Source organism: Streptomyces flavofungini (genome assembly GCF_030388665.1).
Taxonomy (GTDB): domain Bacteria; phylum Actinomycetota; class Actinomycetes; order Streptomycetales; family Streptomycetaceae; genus Streptomyces; species Streptomyces flavofungini_A.
In genome coordinates this window covers 2,954,715-2,968,306 of sequence record NZ_CP128846.1, presented here as the reverse complement: position 1 = coordinate 2,968,306, position 13,592 = coordinate 2,954,715, and the positions used below count along the sequence as shown (strand labels likewise).

The window sequence follows — 13,592 nt, the reverse complement described above, 5'->3', positions numbered from 1 at the left end:
CCCCTCAGCCGCCCGCCGCGAGCGCGATCCCGAGCGGGGTCCGCTCGTACAGGACCTGGTGCCCGTACCGGCGCGAGGTCAGCAGGCCCGCGTCCCGCAGCGCCTTCAGGTGCGCCGAGACCGACGACGGGGCAAGCGCCAGGCGGTGGGCGAGGGCCGAGGTGCTCGCGGGCTCGGCGAGGGCGGTGAGGACGGCGGCGCGGTTGCGGCCGAGGAGGCCGACGAGGGCGTCCGGGGCGTGGTCGGCGGGGGCGCTCCACAGTCCGGCGAGGCCACGGGCCGGGTAGACCAGCGTCGGCTGCCAGGGCGGGTCGTAGCCGCTGATCACGTCCGGCCAGCTGAAGACGCTGGGCATCAGGACCAGGCCGCGCCCGTCCAGGTCCCGCACGTGCCGCCCGCGCCACTGCGCCGTCAGCGTCCCGGAGTCCCAGGCGAGGCGGCGGTCCAGCTCGGGCAGCAGGGCGCCGAGGCCGACCTCGGCGAGGCGCCGGGAGTGGTACGCCACGTCGGCTTCGAGCAGGGCGCGCAGCCGGGGCCAGTACGGCTCGACCAGCGCGTGCCAGGCTCCCTCCAAGGCGTCCGCGAGCTCCCGCACCGCGCGCGCCGGATCGTCGAGCAGATGCCGGCCGAGCGGGCTCGCCGCCGCCCCCGGCGTCTCCGCGAGGGCCTTCGCCATGTCGTCCCGCGCTGCCTCCGGGTCGGCCGCCCGCACCGCCGCGATCTCCTCGTCGAACCCCGCCGCGGGGCCGAGCGGCGGCGGCCCGAGGAAGTCCGGGCTGTGCCCGCGCGACGGCATGAGCAGCCACACGGCCTCCAGGTCGAGCCCGGCTCCCGCCTCCCCGATCCGGCGCAGCCACCCCGGGTGGTACGCGTGCCGCTCGCGCCGCTTCAGCGTCCGCACCGCCTCCTGCGTCTCCCACAAGGGCGACACGGCGAACCGGCACCGCAGCAGGTCGTCCTCCCCGAACCGCAGCTGAAAGGGCACGTCCTGTTCTCCCTCCGCCACTGCCGGTGCCGGTGATTCGGCTGGAGCCGAAACTTTAGGGACCGGTGCCGGGCGCCGCCAGGGTGGGCGCATGACAGACGGACACGGGGCCGGGGCGGCGGGTGCGGACACGACGGCCGGGGGCGACGGGGGTGACGGGACCCCGGGGGCGGAGCGGCTCGCGGGCTCGGACGAGAGGGGGCCGAGGGACGGGTACGGGCGGGTCTTCGCCGTCGCCGAGTTCCGGGCCGTGTTCGTCGCGCACGCGCTGTCGCTGCTCGGGGTCGTCGTCAGCGAGATCGCGCTGACGGTGCTCGTGTACGACCTCACCGGGTCGCCGTTGCTCAGCGCGCTGGCGTTCGCGCTGGGGATGCTGCCGTACCTCGTCGGCGGGACGCTGTTCGCCGGGGTCGCCGACCGGTATCCGCCGCGCCGGGTCCTCGTCGGCTGCGACCTCGTGTGCGCCGGATGCGCCGCGCTGATGGCGCTGCCCGTGACACCGGTCGCCGGACTGCTGGCGCTGCGCTGCCTCATCGCCGCCGTCTCGCCGGTGTTCAACGGCACCCGGATGGCCACGCTCACCGACGTCCTCGGCGACGGCGACCTGTTCGTGCTCGGGCGTTCGCTGCTGCGGATGGTGTCGCAGAGCGCCGTCCTCGTCGGCTTCGGGCTCGGGGGCGTGCTGCTCACCGTCGTCTCCCCGCGCGGGGCGCTCGTCATCACGCTGGTGACGTTCCTCGCGTCGGCGCTGCTGCTTCGGGCCGGTACGAAGCGGCGGCCCGCGCGGGGCGGCGAGCGGGGGAGCGGGGGAGCGGGGGAGGGGGAGACCGCGCTCCTGCGGTACTCGCTCGCGGGTGCCCGTGAGGTCCTCGGGCACCGGCGGATGCGCGCGCTGCTGCTCCTGCTCTGGGCGCCCCCGATGTTCGTCGTCGCCCCGGAGGCCCTCGCCGCCCCGTACGCGGAGCAGATCGGCGTCGGCACCGCCGGGGTCGGCCTGCTGATGTGCGCGATGCCCGTCGGCACCATCGCGGCCGAGGTGTACGCGGGCTCCGCGCTCACCCCCGCCACCCGCTCCCGCATCGTGCTCCCGCTGGCCGCGACGACCCTGCTCCCCCTGCTCGCGTACGTCTTCGCCCCCGGCCTGGCCTGGGCGCTGCCCGCGCTCGTGCTCGCCGGAGCGGGATCGGCGTACACCCTCGGGCTCGACCGCTGGTTCGTGGACGCCGTGCCGCCGGAGCTGCGCGGCCGCGCCATGACCGTGCACACGGCGGGCCTGATGACCCTCCAGGGTGTCGGCATGGCGCTCGCCGGGCTCGCCGCCGAGTTCTTCGCCGTCAGCACGGTGGTCGCGGGCGCCGGTGCGCTCGGCACGGTGTGCTGTCTGCTCCTGGTGCGCGAGGTCCGGTCGACAGGACGGCCGGGGGCGAGCGCGCTGCCGAATCCTGAGACTGGGGCTGACCGGTATGTGACCGGCGGCTAAGGTCGACGCTGTGCCGAAGCCGCTCAGTCTCCCCTTCGATCCCATCGCCCGTGCCGACGAACTCTGGAAGCAGCGCTGGGGTTCCGTGCCCGCGATGGGCGCCATCACCTCGATCATGCGCGCGCACCAGATCCTGCTCGCCGAGGTCGACGCGGTCGTCAAGCCGTACGGACTGACCTTCGCGCGCTACGAGGCACTGGTGCTGTTGTCCTTCTCCAAGGCGGGTGAGCTGCCGATGTCCAAGATCGGCGAGCGGCTCATGGTGCACCCGACGTCCGTCACGAACACCGTGGACCGGCTCGTCCGGTCCGGGCTCGTGGACAAGCGGCCGAACCCGAACGACGGGCGCGGCACGCTCGCCTCCATCACGGAGAAGGGGCGCGAGGTCGTCGAGGAGGCGACGCGGGAGCTGATGGCGATGGATTTCGGGCTCGGCGTCTACGACGCGGAGGAGTGCGGGGACATTTTCGCGATGTTGCGGCCCCTGCGGGTTGCTGCGCAGGACTTCGACGGCTAGGTAGATGGGGCTGCGCCCCTTTCCCCGCTTCATCAGCCCTTCGGGCCTCGTCCTCAAACGCCGGACGGGCTGGATTTCGGCCGCTGCGGGCTTGATCGTTCCCGAGGGGGACATCGCTGAGCGTGCCGGGGGAAATATTGAGCCCGTCCGGCGATTGAGGACGAGCGCGCCAGCGCGATTCGGGGCGGGTGGGCGGGAGAAAAGGGGCAGCTGAAGATCGCGTGGGGGAGCGGGCTACGCTCGTAGCCATGAAACGCAGCGTGCTGACCCGCTATCGGGTAATGGCCTACGTCACCGCCGTCATGTTGTTGATCCTGTGCGTCTGCATGGTGGTCAAGTACGGCTTCGACAAGGGCGAGGGCCTGACGCTCGCGGTCTCCCAGATCCACGGCGTCCTCTTCATCATCTACCTGGTCTTCGCCTTCGACCTCGGCTCCAAGGCGAAGTGGCCGTTCGGCAAGCTGCTCTGGGTCCTTGTGTCCGGCACCATTCCCACGGCCGCCTTCTTCGTCGAGCGCAAGGTCGTCCGCGAGGTCGAGCCGCTGCTCACGGAGCCCGCGACCCCGCTCGCCAAGGCCTGAGGGACCCGCGCCGCACCCCCGCCACGGCGTGTCCGTGGCGGTTGGCCATCGACATTTACTAGGACGTCCAAGTAAATTGGGCGGCATGGACGCTGACGCCATCGAAGAGGGCCGCCGCCGCTGGCAGGCCCGGTACGACGCCGCGAAGAAGCGCGACGCCGATTTCACGACGCTCTCCGGTGACCCGGTCGAGCCTGCCTACGGGCCCCGGCCCGGGGACACCTACGAGGGCTTCGAGCGCATCGGATGGCCCGGCGAGTATCCGTTCACGCGCGGCCTGTACCCCACGGGATACCGGGGGCGTACGTGGACGATCCGCCAGTTCGCGGGCTTCGGCAACGCCGAGCAGACGAACGAGCGGTACAAGATGATCCTCGCCGCCGGCGGTGGCGGCCTGAGCGTCGCCTTCGACATGCCGACGCTCATGGGCCGTGACTCCGACGACCCGCGCGCCCTCGGCGAGGTCGGCCACTGCGGCGTCGCCATCGACTCCGCCGCCGACATGGAGGTCCTGTTCAAGGACATCCCGCTCGGCGACGTCACGACGTCGATGACGATCAGCGGCCCCGCCGTCCCCGTCTTCTGCATGTACCTCGTCGCCGCCGAGCGGCAGGGCGTCGACCCGGGCGTGCTCAACGGCACGCTCCAGACCGACATCTTCAAGGAGTACATCGCGCAGAAGGAGTGGCTCTTCGAGCCCGAGCCCCACCTGCGCCTCATCGGCGACCTGATGGAGCACTGCGCCCGCGACATCCCCGCCTACAAGCCGCTCTCCGTCTCCGGGTACCACATCCGCGAGGCCGGGGCGACGGCCGCGCAGGAGCTGGCGTACACCCTCGCGGACGGCTTCGGCTACGTGGAGCTGGGCCTCAGCCGCGGCCTCGACGTCGACGTCTTCGCCCCCGGCCTCTCCTTCTTCTTCGACGCCCACGTCGACTTCTTCGAGGAGATCGCCAAGTTCCGAGCCGCCCGCCGGATCTGGGCCCGCTGGATGAAGGACGTGTACGGCGCGGAGTCCGACAAGGCGCAGTGGCTGCGCTTCCACACCCAGACCGCCGGTGTCTCGCTGACCGCCCAGCAGCCGTACAACAACGTCGTCCGCACCGCCGTGGAGGCCCTCGCCGCCGTCCTCGGCGGCACCAACTCCCTGCACACCAACGCCCTCGACGAGACCCTCGCCCTGCCCAGCGAGCAAGCCGCCGAGATCGCGCTGCGCACCCAGCAGGTCCTCATGGAGGAGACCGGCGTCGCCAACGTCGCCGACCCGCTCGGCGGTTCCTGGTACGTCGAGCAGCTCACCGACCGCATCGAGGCCGACGCCGAGAAGATCTTCGAGCAGATCAAGGAGCGGGGGCGGCGGGCGCACCCCGACGGACAGCACCCCATCGGGCCCGTCACCTCCGGCATCCTGCGCGGCATCGAGGACGGCTGGTTCACCGGCGAGATCGCCGAGTCCGCCTTCCAGTACCAGCGGTCCCTGGAGAAGGGCGACAAGCGGGTCGTCGGCGTCAACGCCCACCACGGCTCCGTTACCGGTGACCTGGAGATCCTGCGCGTCAGCCATGAGGTGGAGCGCGAGCAGGTGCGCGTCCTCGCCGACCGCAAGGACCGGCGCGACGACGCCCGGGTGCGGGCCTCGCTCGACGCGATGCTCGCCGCCGCGCGCGACGGGTCCAACATGATCGCCCCGATGCTGGACGCCGTCCGGGCCGAGGCCACCCTCGGGGAGATCTGTGGGGCGCTGCGCGACGAGTGGGGCGTGTACGTGGAGCCGCCCGGGTTCTAGCCTTCCCCCGGCCCCGGCCCCGGCCCCGGCCGTCAGCCGACGCCGCGCAGGCGTTGCGCGTGCAGCCGGGCCAGGGCCGGTAGCTGGCGGTGTTCCCAGGCCGTGGCCCGGCGCAGGTGGCGGTAGTGGGCCCGCCAGGTCATGCCTGTGGGGCGGTCCAGGACGACGAACGCGCCGTCGACCTCCCGCACGGTGCCGGGCATGTCGTACGTCCGGTCGAAGACCACCGCGCCGGGGCGGATTCCCGCCGGTGCGTCGAATGCCGCCGTACGGCGCGCCCGGCTCTTGGGGGCGGCGTTGGGGTGGCGGGCCGTCACAGCAGCTCACCCCGGCTGCGCGCGTTCGCCCGCGCCGTCCCGGCCCGCAACTCCTGCGCGGGCGTGGCCGGTTCGACGTCCTCGGGCGCAACGGTCCACTCCCGCCCGCCCGTTACCGGCCGCAGGGACCAGAGCCCGCACCACTCCCCCCGGAACTCGCCGATCAGATCGCGGGACACGTCTCGTACCAGGGTGCCGGGGGGTGGGGCGTCGCGCATGACCGTACCTCTCCGTAGCGGTTCCACTACCAAGGGACATCATCGTGACCTAGGGTGGGGGAACCATTCAACGTGGACGTTGGGGAGGAAAGGTTGGTCAACCGCAAGGAGTTGGACCCGGACAGTTCGCCGAAAGCCGCCTTCGGGGCGCGTGTGCGCAGTTGGCGCGAGGAGCGCGGCTGGACCCAGGACGAGCTTGCCGAACGCATGGGGTATTCGAGTACGCACCTCTCGTCCATCGAAACTGGACGAAAGATGCCAACCTTGCGCCTCGCCCGCCGAGCGGACGTGGCCTTCGGCGCCGGAGACACGTTCGAACGCGCCTGGCGCGTGGTGCGGAACGCGGGCCTGCTGGAAGGGTTTCCGCAATTCGTGGACCACGAGGCGGAGGCCGCGGAGATCCGCCTCTATGAAGTGGGCGTCATGCCAGGGCTGCTTCAGACACCGGAGTACGCGACGGTGCTCGCGCAGGGCGCGGTGAAGCGCGGGGCGATCACGGACGAGCAGGCGGAGGAGCGGATCAACCTCGTGGCGGAGCGGCAGACCGCGCTCGTCCGGACCCCGCCACCGCTGATCTTCGCCATGCTGGACGAGAGCTGCATCCGTCGGCCCATCGGTGAACCCGCCGTCATGCGGGCCCAGTTCACCCGGCTTCTTGAGTTCGCCGAGATGCCGAACACCGTCTTGCAGGTGGTGCCGTTCGATATGGGGGCCCGGCGGCCGTTCGACTTGCCGGTGTACCTCCTGACGCTGCCGGACCGCTCGCTGGTGTCGTACGCGGAATCTGCCCAACGAGGCCATCTGGAACGGGACAGCACATTCGTTCTACCCCTGTTGAGGTCCTACCATCAGCTACAGGCCGAAGCCCCTTCTCAGGCGGCATCCGTGGCCATGCTCGACCAGTTACGAAAGGGCATCTCGTGACGACTGAATCCCCCCTCTGGTTCAAGTCCTCCTACAGCAACAACGGCGGCGCCTGCATAGAGATCGCCGCCAACCTCGTCGCCGCACACGGCACAGTCCCCATCCGCGACTCCAAGCGCCCGACCGGCCCCGTCCTGGCCGTCGCCACCCGCGCGTTCGCCGACTTCGTGGGCGGCGTGAAGGCCGGCGACTTCGGCGCCGTCTGACCGTCGGCACCCCTACGCGGGCCACGTAAGACGGAACAGCGCGCCCCCGCCGGGCGCGTGTTCCGCCGTCAGTTCCGCGCCGTGGGCCCGTGCGATCTGGCGGGCCATGGCCAGGCCGAGGCCGGAGCCGGGCAGGGCGCGGGCCCGTTCCGCGCGGTAGAAGCGGTCGAAGACGTGCGGCAGGTCCTCCGGGGCGATGCCGGGGCCGTGGTCGCGGACGGTCAGGCCGATCGTGGTCAGGGAGACCTCGACGGCCGCCCCGGCCGGGCTGAACTTCGCCGCGTTGTCCAGGAGGTTGGTGACCAGGCGGGAGAGCCGGGACGGCACTCCGGGCAGCGTGAGGGCGGCCGCGCCGGGAGTGACGTCGCAGGTGAAGACGATCGCGGGCCAGTGCTCACGCGCCGCGTTCACGACGTGCTCGACCAGCGGGGCGAGGCGCACCTCCTCCAGGAGCGGCTGCGGCTCCTCGTCGCGGGCCAGCTCGATCAGGTCGTTGACCATGCCGGTGACCTCGCGCAGCTGTCGGCCGAGCGCGGTCGACGCCCGGTCCCGCTGCTCCGCCGTCAGGCGATCGGCGCGGGCGAGGAGTTCCGCGTTCGTACGCAACGACGTCAGCGGCGTACGCAGTTCGTGCGAGGCGTCGGCGACGAGCCGTCGGCGCGCCGCGACCGAGTCCTCCAGCTCGCCGAGCATGGTGTTGAAGGCCTTGGCGAGCCGCGTCACCTCGTCCTCACCGCGCCCGTCGGGCGGCCCGGGCGGCAGCTCGATGCGGTGCCGGGCGTCCCGGGTCGACGCGATGCGCTCCGCCGTCGCGGTCAGCCGCGCGACGGGCGCGAGGCCGGTGCGGGACACCCAATAGCCGCCGAGCGCGGACAGGAGCACGCCCGCGCCGCCCACCACCGAAAGGATCGCGGCGGTCTGCCGCACCCCGCGCTCGGCGATGTCGGCGCGCAGCGCCACCTGGACGGCCGCACCCTTGCCGTGGGCGGTGGTGAGCATGCGCCCCGGTTTGCCGTTGGGGAGGGTGAAGTTCGAGTAGTACGAGGCGAGTTCACCCGCCGCGACCTGCCGTGTCGAGCGGTCCACGGGCAGCAGGTACGGCTTCTTCGGGTCGTCGGCCGAGGCGGCCGGGACCACCTGCGCGCAGGCCGGAGCGCCCAGGAAGCGGCACTCGCCCGCGAGCACGCCGTAACCCTGCTCCTCGGAGCGGTGCTGCTGTGCGGCCAGGGTCGCGGACTGGGCCAGGTTCTGGTCCAGCTGTTGGTAGAGCTTGTAGCGGAGCACGAAGAACGACGCCGTGCAGACGCAGATCGCGACCAGCGCCACCGCGGCGGACGCCGCCACCGCGAGGCGGGTGCGCAGCGGACGGCGGCGCCGCCAGCGGGCGCCCAGGGCGCGGCTACGGCCGCCTCCGGGGGCGCTCACGGCGAACCGAGCCGGTAGCCCACGCCGTGCACGGTGTGCACGAGCCGCGCCTCGCCCCCGGCTTCCAGTTTGCGGCGCAGATAGCCGACGTACACCGCGAGGGAGTTGGAGTCGGGCCCGAAGTCCCGGCCCCACACGGCCTCGTGGATCAGCTCGCGCGGCAGGACCTGCCCGGAGTTCCGGAGCAGCAGTTCCAGGAGCGTGGACTCGGTGCGGCTGAACTCGATGCGGCGCCCGGCGCGCTCGCCGGTGCGGGTCCGGGTGTCGAGCGTCAGATCGCCGTACGACAGGGCGTCGCCGTCGGCCTCCGGGCCGCCGGGGCCCGTCGGGTCCGGGGCGGCGCGGCGCAGGAGCGCCCGGACCCGCGCCACCAGCTCGTCCAGGGCGAACGGCTTGACCAGGTAGTCGTCGGCGCCGGCGTCCAGGCCGTCGACGCGGTCGCTCACCGAGTCCAGGGCCGTCAGGACGAGCACCGGGGTGCGGTCGCCCGCCGCGCGCAGCCTGCGGCACACGGCAAGGCCGTCGAGCACGGGCATCTTCACGTCCAGGACCAGGAGGTCCGGCTCCCACCTGGCCACCGCGGTCAGCGCGCGGTGGCCGTCGGCGGCACCGCGCACCAGATGGCCCTCGACGCTCAGGGCGTCCTCGACGGCGGCGCGCACCTCGGGGTCGTCGTCGACGACGAGGACCTTAGAGGCGTGCGCGGCGTGCGCGGGCGGCGGCGTCATGCGGCGGCGCCCGTGGCGGGCCGGGTCCCGGGGCAACCGCACCTCGTGCGGCACAGGAACGAACTCATGCACCAAAGGTGCCAAACCCAGCTCTTAAAACCCTCTTAGGACGGGTCGCGAAGCTCCGGCGTCATGAGAACTCCCGTCACCTCCGCCACGGCCCGCGCCGCGGCGACCCACACGTACAGGCCGCTGTCCGTCGTGATCGGCGCGGGCGGCACCGGCGGCCACATCTATCCGGGCCTCGCCCTCGCCGACGCCCTGCGCCGGGCCGTGCCGGACGCGGTGATCTCCTTCGTGGGCACCGAGCGCGGCCTGGAGACCCGGCTCATCCCCGAGGCCGGGTACCGGCTGCACACCGTCGACATGATCCCCTTCGACCCGTCCCTCGGCGCCCGCCGCTATCTGCTGCCCGCCGCCCTGGTGAAGTCCGGCGCCCAGTGCCGGGCCATCCTGCGCGAGCAGGGCGCGCAGGTCGCCGTCGGCATGGGCGGCTACCCGAGCGCCCCCGTCATCGTCGGCGCCCGCATGGCAGGCCTGCCCAGCCTCATCCACGAGTCCAACGCGGTGCCCGGCCGTGCCAACCGCTTCGCCGCCCGCCTCACCCCGCACATCGCCGTCGCCTTCGACCGCAGCCGCGCCCATCTGCCCGGCGGCGACCGCGCCACCACCACCGGCATGCCCATCGCCGCCGCGCTCGCCGCCCTCGACCGGGACGCGCTGCGCGCCGAGGCCCGGCGCACCCTCGGCGTGCCGGAAGGGGCGCGCCTCCTGCTCTTCAACGGCGGCAGCCTCGGCGCCGCCCGGCTCACTGAGGCGGCCCTCGGGCTCGCCGCGCGCTGGCGGTGGCGCGGCGACGTATCCCTGCTGGTCAAGACCGGTCCCGCGGCCCTCGACGAGACACGGCGGCGGCTCGCGCAGGACGGCGGCGACGCCGTCGCCCACGCCGTGCCCTACCTGGACCGGATGGACCTCGCCTACGCCGCCGCCGACCTCGTCGTCTGCCGCGCGGGCTCCGCCACCGTCGCCGAACTCGCCGCGACCGGCGTGCCCGCCGTCCTCGTGCCCTACCCGCACGCCCCCGGCGACCACCAGACCCACAACGCGCGAGTCCTCTCCGACGCGGGCGCCGGGCTGCTCCTGCCCGACGCCGAGACCACCGCCGACCGGCTCGCCGCGCTCCTCGAACCGCTGCTCGCCGAGCCCGCGCGGCTCGCCGCGATGAGCGGCGCCGCGGACCCCGGGCCGCACGCCCGCGCCGCCGACCTGCTCGCTGAGCGGGTTCTGCGCCTCACCCACCACACCGATCACCTGGAGTACGCCGCATGAACGCCCTCGCCCTTGCCCCCTTCTCCTGGCACGACCGCACCGTCCTCGTCACCGGTGCCGAGGGCTTCATCGGCTCCACGCTCGTCGATCTGCTCCTCGAACGCGGCGCTAGGGTCCGCGCCTTCGCGCACTACAAGCCGTACGGCGACAAGGGGCACCTCGCGCACCTCGCCGGGGACCCGCGCGTCGAGTTGATCGCCGGTGACGTGCGCGACGCCGGGCGCGTCATGGACGCCGTCGACGGCTGCGACACCGTCTTCCACCTCGCCGCGCTCATCGGGATCCCGTACTCCTACGACTCACCCGGCGCGTACGTGCAGACCAACGTCGTCGGTACGGAGAACATCGCCGAGGCCTGCCGCAGGACGTCCGTGCGCCGGCTCGTCCACACCTCCACCAGCGAGGTGTACGGGACCGCGCTGACCGTTCCGATCAGCGAGAGCCACCCCCTCCAGCCGCAGTCGCCGTACTCCGCGTCGAAGATCGGCGCCGACATGACCGCGCTGTCCCACTGGCACGCCTTCGAGCTGCCCGTCACGGTCGTGCGGCCCTTCAACACGTACGGGCCGCGCCAGTCGGCGCGCGCGGTGATCCCCACGATCCTGGCCCAACTGCACTCCGGGGCACGGGAGATCAAGCTGGGCTCGCTCTCGCCGACCCGTGACTTCACCTATGTCACGGACACGGCGCGCGGCTTCCTCGCGATGGCCGAGGCCGAGCGGACCCTGGGCCAGGTGGTCAACCTCGGCGTGGGCCGGGAGATATCCATCGGGGACCTGGCCCAGGAGCTCATCGCCGCGAGTGGGCGGGACGCCGTCGTCGTCGCCGATCCCGCCCGGATGCGGCCTGCTGGGAGTGAGGTGGAGAGGTTGCTCTCCGACAACTCGCGGGCGCGAGAGCTTTCGGGGTGGGTGCCCGAAGTCTCCCTGCGGGAGGGGCTGAAGCTGACCTCTGCGTGGGTCGCCGAGAACCTCCACCTGTTCGCGGCTGACCGATACCAGGTTTGATTCTTCGCCGCGGGCCGGTGGGGGCTGGCCGCGCAGTTCCCCGCGCCCCTCAAGGGGCTGTCGTTGTCGCCGCCAAGCCCCCCAACAGCAGCGTCGTGAACCGGTGGGCCCACTCCACGTCCACCGGTTCCGCGCTGACCAGCGCCCGGTGCACCACCGCGCCCGCCGTCACGTCGAAGATGAGGTCCGCGGTGCGGCCCGCCGTCTCGGGGTCGGACTCCACGGGAAGTTCGCCGCGGGCCTGGGCGCGCTCGCGGCCCTCCAGGACCAGGCGTTTCTGCCGCTCCACGATGGACGTGCGGATCCGCTCGCGCAGCGGGCCGTCCGTCGTGGACTCGGCGACCACCGCCATCAGGGCCGTCCTGGTCTCGGGGCGCCCGAGCAGCGCGGCGAACTGGAGCACCACGCCCTCGATGTCGGCCGCGAGGCTGCCCCGGTCGGGCAGCTCCAGCTCGTCGAAGAGCTCGGCCACCGCGTCCACGACCAGCTCGCTCTTGCCCGCCCAGCGCCGGTAGAGGGTGGTCTTGGCGACCCCCGCCCGGGTCGCCACGTCGCCCAGGGTCAGCTTGGTCCAGCCGAGGTCGACCAGGGCCTGTCTGGTCGCTTCGAGGATGGCGGTGTCCGCCTCGGTGCTGCGGGGGCGACCTCCGGGGCGCGTCGGCGGTGTGTTGCGGCTCTGCATGCCCGCGACCATACCGGCCAGTATGAACAGCGTGGCCAGTGCCGAGTGAGGCAGATCACGTTACGCCCGCTGCCGCCTCCCGGGTCCTCCAGTTACGCTACGAGCCGTAGCGAAAGCCGCGTACGGCGGCGGCCCGTTGCGAGCGAGTCCCACCGCCCGTCGGGCGGCAACCACAGGGCGGGGTGGGGACCCCGCGAGACTCACGGTCCTCCTTGCGGGGCGAAGGAACAGGCGAATCGGTTCGACCGGCGGCACCGCAATCCGGCGGGTGGCCACGGACGGGCACGGTTCCCGCGCGGCTTGGGGGAGGATGTACTCATGCAGCCACGGAACATGTCCATGAGCGGAGTCGTCGACCTCGCCGCGGTGAAGGCGGCCCAGGAGGCCAAGGCGAAGGCGGAGCAGGCGCGCGCCGAAGCGGCCCGGCAGGGCGGCGCGGGCGCGGGTGCCGGGGTGTCTCCCGCGAGTCTCGTCATCGACGTCGACGAGGCGGGTTTCGAACGGGACGTCCTGCAGCGCTCCACCGAAGTGCCGGTCGTCATCGACTTCTGGGCCGAGTGGTGCGAGCCGTGCAAGCAGCTCAGCCCGCTCCTGGAGCGCCTGACGCAGGAGTACAACGGCCGGTTCGTCCTCGCGAAGATCGACGTCGACGCGAACCAGATGCTGATGCAGCAGTTCGGGGTGCAGGGCATCCCGGCGGTCTTCGCGGTGGTGGCGGGCCAGGCCCTGCCGCTCTTCCAGGGCGCGGCCCCCGAGGCGCAGATCCGCCAGACCCTGGACCAGCTGATCCAGGTCGGCGAGGAGCGCTTCGGCCTGACCGGCCTCGTCGTCGACCCGAACGCCTCCGGTGACGAGTCGCAGCCCGCCCCCGCCCCGGCCGGACCCTATGACGCCCTGCTCGAAGCGGCCGTCCAGGCCCTGGACGCGGGCGACCTCGGCGGCGCCGTCCAGGCGTACAAGAACGTGCTGAGCGACGACCCCGGCAACACCGAGGCCAAGCTCGGCCTCGCCCAGGCCGAACTGCTGCGCCGGGTGCAGGACCTGGACCCCGCCGTGGTCCGCAAGGACGCCGCGGAGAAGCCCGCCGACGCGGCGGCCCAGATCGCCGCGGCCGACCTGGACCTGGTCGGCGGCCATGTCGAGGACGCCTTCGGGCGCCTGGTCGAGACGGTCCGGCGCACCGCCGGTGACGACCGGGAGACCGCGCGCGTGCGGCTGCTCGAACTCTTCGAGGTCGTCGGCGCCGACGACCCGCGCGTGACGGCGGCCCGCACGGCGCTCGCCCGGGTGCTCTTCTGATCACCGACCGGCGGTCACCGGCTGACGGGTGATCACCGACTGACCGGCCGACGGGGGCCTTCGGGCCCCCGCCCCCGGCAACACTCCCGCAACACCCCGGCGTTCTGC

General features: G+C 72.8%; 15 protein-coding genes. 9 read left to right on the top strand and 6 right to left on the bottom strand.

The features are described 5' to 3' along the window. Window positions 1-4: 4 nt before the first annotated feature. Window positions 5-985, bottom strand: a complete 981-nt coding sequence (locus QUY26_RS11645) for an ArsR/SmtB family transcription factor (protein ID WP_289945709.1) — start codon at window positions 983-985, stop codon at window positions 5-7. 91 nt (window positions 986-1,076) lie between these two features. On the opposite strand from QUY26_RS11645, the gene QUY26_RS11640 reads away from it, so the two are divergent. From QUY26_RS11640 to QUY26_RS11625, 4 genes are all read left to right on the top strand, one after another. Continuing rightward, the gene (locus QUY26_RS11640) at window positions 1,077-2,465 is read left to right on the top strand and encodes an MFS transporter (RefSeq protein WP_289945707.1); all 1,389 of its coding nucleotides are present in this window, start codon (window positions 1,077-1,079) and stop codon (window positions 2,463-2,465) included. Between the two features lie 10 nt (window positions 2,466-2,475). Further along, complete coding sequence (locus QUY26_RS11635) at window positions 2,476-2,982, top strand: MarR family winged helix-turn-helix transcriptional regulator (protein ID WP_030361258.1); 507 nt, start codon at window positions 2,476-2,478, stop codon at window positions 2,980-2,982. 248 nt (window positions 2,983-3,230) lie between these two features. Next, a complete protein-coding gene (locus QUY26_RS11630; protein WP_289945703.1) occupies window positions 3,231-3,563 on the top strand; it encodes a DUF3817 domain-containing protein in 333 nt (110 codons plus the stop codon). 85 nt (window positions 3,564-3,648) lie between these two features. Continuing rightward, the gene (locus tag QUY26_RS11625) at window positions 3,649-5,349 is read left to right on the top strand and encodes an acyl-CoA mutase large subunit family protein (RefSeq protein ID WP_289945701.1); all 1,701 of its coding nucleotides are present in this window, start codon (window positions 3,649-3,651) and stop codon (window positions 5,347-5,349) included. Window positions 5,350-5,381: 32 nt separating this feature from the next. On the opposite strand, the gene QUY26_RS11620 is transcribed toward QUY26_RS11625, so the two are convergent. Both QUY26_RS11620 and QUY26_RS11615 read right to left on the bottom strand, forming a co-directional pair. Next, window positions 5,382-5,666, bottom strand: coding sequence for a hypothetical protein (locus tag QUY26_RS11620; RefSeq protein ID WP_289945699.1), 285 nt, complete (start codon window positions 5,664-5,666; stop codon window positions 5,382-5,384). Then, a complete protein-coding gene (locus QUY26_RS11615; protein ID WP_289945695.1) occupies window positions 5,663-5,884 on the bottom strand; it encodes a hypothetical protein in 222 nt (73 codons plus the stop codon). Before QUY26_RS11615 ends, QUY26_RS11620 begins: the two co-directional genes overlap by 4 nt. A 93-nt stretch (window positions 5,885-5,977) precedes the next feature. Between QUY26_RS11615 and QUY26_RS11610 the strand changes: the two genes are divergently transcribed. Beyond that, window positions 5,978-6,808, top strand: a complete 831-nt coding sequence (locus QUY26_RS11610; protein ID WP_289945693.1) for a helix-turn-helix domain-containing protein — start codon at window positions 5,978-5,980, stop codon at window positions 6,806-6,808. Next, window positions 6,805-7,014 (top strand): DUF397 domain-containing protein, encoded by a 210-nt coding sequence (locus QUY26_RS11605; protein ID WP_289945691.1) that lies wholly within the window; start codon window positions 6,805-6,807, stop codon window positions 7,012-7,014. Before QUY26_RS11610 ends, QUY26_RS11605 begins: the two co-directional genes overlap by 4 nt. A 12-nt stretch (window positions 7,015-7,026) precedes the next feature. Here QUY26_RS11605 and QUY26_RS11600 read toward each other — a convergent pair whose 3' ends face one another. Together QUY26_RS11600 and QUY26_RS11595 are read right to left on the bottom strand one after the other, a co-directional pair. Next, complete coding sequence (locus tag QUY26_RS11600) at window positions 7,027-8,439, bottom strand: sensor histidine kinase (RefSeq protein WP_289945689.1); 1,413 nt, start codon at window positions 8,437-8,439, stop codon at window positions 7,027-7,029. Next, window positions 8,436-9,167, bottom strand: a complete 732-nt coding sequence (locus tag QUY26_RS11595; protein WP_289955656.1) for a response regulator transcription factor — start codon at window positions 9,165-9,167, stop codon at window positions 8,436-8,438. Before QUY26_RS11595 ends, QUY26_RS11600 begins: the two co-directional genes overlap by 4 nt. A 132-nt stretch (window positions 9,168-9,299) precedes the next feature. Here QUY26_RS11595 and QUY26_RS11590 point away from each other — a divergent pair, with 132 nt between their 5' ends. Further along, the gene (locus tag QUY26_RS11590) at window positions 9,300-10,496 is read left to right on the top strand and encodes a UDP-N-acetylglucosamine--N-acetylmuramyl-(pentapeptide) pyrophosphoryl-undecaprenol N-acetylglucosamine transferase (RefSeq protein ID WP_289945686.1); all 1,197 of its coding nucleotides are present in this window, start codon (window positions 9,300-9,302) and stop codon (window positions 10,494-10,496) included. Beyond that, a complete protein-coding gene (locus tag QUY26_RS11585) occupies window positions 10,493-11,503 on the top strand; it encodes a GDP-mannose 4,6-dehydratase (RefSeq protein ID WP_289945684.1) in 1,011 nt (336 codons plus the stop codon). Before QUY26_RS11590 ends, QUY26_RS11585 begins: the two co-directional genes overlap by 4 nt. Before the next feature lie 49 nt (window positions 11,504-11,552). On the opposite strand, the gene QUY26_RS11580 is transcribed toward QUY26_RS11585, so the two are convergent. After that, the gene (locus QUY26_RS11580) at window positions 11,553-12,185 is read right to left on the bottom strand and encodes a TetR/AcrR family transcriptional regulator (protein ID WP_289945682.1); all 633 of its coding nucleotides are present in this window, start codon (window positions 12,183-12,185) and stop codon (window positions 11,553-11,555) included. Window positions 12,186-12,503: 318 nt separating this feature from the next. Here QUY26_RS11580 and QUY26_RS11575 point away from each other — a divergent pair, with 318 nt between their 5' ends. Beyond that, on the top strand, window positions 12,504-13,484 hold the full coding sequence (locus QUY26_RS11575; protein ID WP_289945680.1) for a tetratricopeptide repeat protein: 981 nt from the start codon (window positions 12,504-12,506) through the stop codon (window positions 13,482-13,484). Window positions 13,485-13,592 lie beyond the last annotated feature (108 nt).

Excerpts from the sequence above, each read along its gene's own strand:
- QUY26_RS11580 (WP_289945682.1), bottom strand. The coding sequence starts at position 12,185 with ATGCAGAGCCGCAACACACCGCCGACGCGCCCCGGAGGTCGCCCCCGC.
- QUY26_RS11590 (WP_289945686.1), top strand. The coding sequence starts at position 9,300 with ATGAGAACTCCCGTCACCTCCGCCACGGCCCGCGCCGCGGCGACCCAC.
- QUY26_RS11575 (WP_289945680.1), top strand. The coding sequence starts at position 12,504 with ATGCAGCCACGGAACATGTCCATGAGCGGAGTCGTCGACCTCGCCGCG.
- QUY26_RS11640 (WP_289945707.1), top strand. The coding sequence starts at position 1,077 with ATGACAGACGGACACGGGGCCGGGGCGGCGGGTGCGGACACGACGGCC.
- QUY26_RS11585 (WP_289945684.1), top strand. The coding sequence starts at position 10,493 with ATGAACGCCCTCGCCCTTGCCCCCTTCTCCTGGCACGACCGCACCGTC.
- QUY26_RS11615 (WP_289945695.1), bottom strand. The coding sequence starts at position 5,884 with ATGCGCGACGCCCCACCCCCCGGCACCCTGGTACGAGACGTGTCCCGC.
- QUY26_RS11625 (WP_289945701.1), top strand. The coding sequence starts at position 3,649 with ATGGACGCTGACGCCATCGAAGAGGGCCGCCGCCGCTGGCAGGCCCGG.
- QUY26_RS11595 (WP_289955656.1), bottom strand. The coding sequence starts at position 9,167 with ATGACGCCGCCGCCCGCGCACGCCGCGCACGCCTCTAAGGTCCTCGTC.
- QUY26_RS11630 (WP_289945703.1), top strand. The coding sequence starts at position 3,231 with ATGAAACGCAGCGTGCTGACCCGCTATCGGGTAATGGCCTACGTCACC.